Below are 2,970 nucleotides of genomic sequence, written 5' to 3' on the forward strand. Positions count from 1 at the left end.
GAAAGAGAAGATGTTCACGAACCAAAAAAGATCTATAAATTTTTAACGCTTGAGGCTAAAAAAGTGTACCAAATCAAATTAGAATACAAGCAAGACAATACCGAGCGTGCTATTATGCGTTTCTTGTGGGACACGCCATCAAACAGTCTAGAAGCTGAAGCAATAGCACTGGCCAAAGAGTCGGATGTGGTTGTATTGTGCATGGGTTTAAGTCCAATGCTAGAAGGTGAGGAGATGAAAGTAAAAGTAGACGGATTTTCTGGCGGAGATCGTTTGGACATAAAATTACCATCATCTCAAACCAATTTGATGAAAAAAATCAAAGAATTGGGCAAACCAATGGTCTTGGTGATGTTAAACGGTAGTGCTGTAGCGATCAATTGGGAGAATGATAATATTCCTGCAATCTTAGAAGCATGGTATCCAGGACAAGCGGGCGGAACTGCAATTGCTGATATTTTGTTTGGTGATTACAATCCTTCAGGACGTTTGCCTTTGACTTTCTATAAAGATATTAACGATATTCCTGCCTTTAACGATTATAGTATGAAAGGTAAAACATACCGTTATTTCCAAGGGAAACCATTGTATGACTTTGGTTTTGGATTGAGCTATACTACTTTTGAATATACTAATTTGACTGTACCTGTTGAGAATCCTACGACTAAAAATATTGATTTTACAGTAGATGTAACCAATACTGGTGCCGTAGCAGGTGATGAGGTAGTTGAGGTGTATTTTACAAACCCACAAGGAGATCAATTAAATACCATTCGCACATTGATCAATTTTGATCGCGTTGCTCTTAAAGCAGGTGAAACTAAAAAAGTATCGTTTTCCATTCAGCCAAAACAATTGGCACAATTAAATGCGAACAATAGTTTTCAGCTTTCGGCAGGTACGGTCAACCTATCTGTTGGAGGTATGCAAGCAAGTCCGGAACGTTTGCAGGCTAAAAAAGTAATCGAAAAAAACATTAAAATAGTCGGGGAAACTGTAGTTTTTTAGATTCGATTGGAATAAGTATATATTTTAAAAGAGATAGTATAATTTGTTTTTGAATAGTTATTAAAATGGCATTTGCAAAGAAATTTTGCAAATGCCATTTTTTATGTTTCTGCTTTTTATCGAGGGATACTTTCGTCTTTAAATAAAAAAACCTTGCAAACTTTGCGTTTACAAGGATTTCAGTGGAGTCGCCGGGAATCGAACCCGGGTCCAAACAAGCAACTAAAGAGCTTTCTACACGTTTATTTCCTGATTAGATTTTCGATAGTGAGCTAGGCCAGAAACAGCCACACACTACTTATCTTCTTAATTTTAAATTCGACTTGCTTTAAAAACCAGTCGACCCCAAATTTATTCAAAACAGATAAAAAATTTTGAGTGTGCAAAAATACAATTTTTAACTTGAATATTTGCAATTTATCTACTAAACCAATTACAAATATTATTCTGCTTTCTCGTCGTCCTCTAATTTAAAAGGATAATCGCCAAATAACTTCGACAGCTTACGTACTTGATAGGTCTTGGTGGTAAACTTATTAGATAAGGCTATTATAGTAACTTTCTCTTTCTGTAATGTTATATAAGAGGAAGTATTTCCGTGCCACCAGCCATTGTGAAAATAGAAATTTTGACCCGTTTTCCAATTAATAATTCTGATTCCTAGACCATAATTTTTTTCACCCGGATGCTCATTGCTGTATCCAGTATACACTAATTTTAAAAGTTTCGGATTCAAAAAGTCAGGGGCATTGCGCGCTAGATCAAATTTTAATAAATCACGTGGCGTAGAATAAATGTTTTTATCGCCATACACCGCGTCTAGGTAGTCCTTGCCAATTTCTACTTTGTTTCCTTTGTACGAGGTAACTGCCGTATCTTTATCGGTTTCGTAGTCAAAAACATAGGTGTTTTTCATTTCTAAAGGCTTGAATATCATGCGTTCCATTGCCTTTTTATAACTCATATTCGTTACTTTTTCTATAATAAGGGCTAACATGGCGTAATTAGTATTGCAATAACTAAAGCGCGTGTCAGTCTTAAATTCAAGACCAATGTTTTTAGTAGCCATTAATTCCAATATGTCCTGATTGGTTAGGATTTTGTGTCTGTCCCAAATACCATCTTTTTTATCTGTAAAATAGGCATAATTACGCATCCCTGATCGGTGGTTCAAAAGTGTTTTAATCGTGACCTCAGGGTAAGGAAAGGTTTTTAAAATGGTATTTACCTTTTGATCTAATTTTATTTTATTAGCATCGATTAATTTTAAAATCGCTGTTGCGGTAATTACTTTACTAACTGAAGCAAGATGAAGTGGAGTAGTAGCGGTAATAGGTGTTTTATCTCTAAAATTACCCATTCCTTCGTAATTCTCATAAATAATTTGGCCATTTTTCGCAACCAAGAGACCGCCATTCATGCTGTTGTTAGGCCACGTTTTATTGTAAAAATGGGTAATTGCATTTTTTTTAGTGCTCACATAATTAGCATCTAATTGCGCTTGTTTTTGTACCGCCTCCTCTAAATGTGGCATCGTATCTTGAGGTGCGTCTGATGAAGCACCTGATTTATCATTATTATTGTCTTTGCAGGAGCCTAAAACTAAAAGTAGTAGTAATAATTGTAGTATATTTGCCTTTTTTCTTAAAATCATCGTCATTGTGCTAGATTGGCAAATATATAGAATCAATCGGTTTTGGTATTGATTTTCAAAAATGTTAACAGTATTTTGTCAAGCACAGCCTGAAATTTGTATCATTTTGTTTATCAGTCGGTACCCATTTTTAAAAGACGATTTTTAATAAAAAAGGACTATAAAAAGGCTTAATTTGTTATATTTGTAACAATAAAACAGGCTAAAGTTAAATTAATTCATCTATTAGTATCCAGAAATTATGAAGTTCGGCATTTTAAAAGAAAGAAAGAGTCCACCAGACAGAAGAGTTGTGTTTTCACCTGAGG

2 protein-coding genes and 1 other RNA gene are annotated in these 2,970 nt (G+C 34.7%); 1 reads left to right on the forward strand and 2 read right to left on the reverse strand.

The genetic code is table 11. The annotated features are described in order from the left end of the window. Positions 1-1,008 (forward strand): glycoside hydrolase family 3 C-terminal domain-containing protein (locus tag P8M54_RS02055; protein WP_300284487.1); only part of this gene is annotated, 1,008 nt, incomplete at its 5' end. 180 nt (positions 1,009-1,188) lie between these two features. Here the strand turns inward: P8M54_RS02055 and ssrA are convergent. Next, positions 1,189-1,355, reverse strand: a transfer-messenger RNA (tmRNA) gene (ssrA, locus tag P8M54_RS02060). A 95-nt stretch (positions 1,356-1,450) separates the two neighbouring features. Next, entirely contained in the window at positions 1,451-2,668 is a 1,218-nt protein-coding gene (locus tag P8M54_RS02065; protein WP_300284490.1) for a serine hydrolase domain-containing protein, read from the reverse strand. Positions 2,669-2,970 lie beyond the last annotated feature (302 nt).

The sequence above is a fragment of the Flavobacterium sp. genome (assembly GCF_029242675.1).
Classification (GTDB): domain Bacteria; phylum Bacteroidota; class Bacteroidia; order Flavobacteriales; family Flavobacteriaceae; genus Flavobacterium.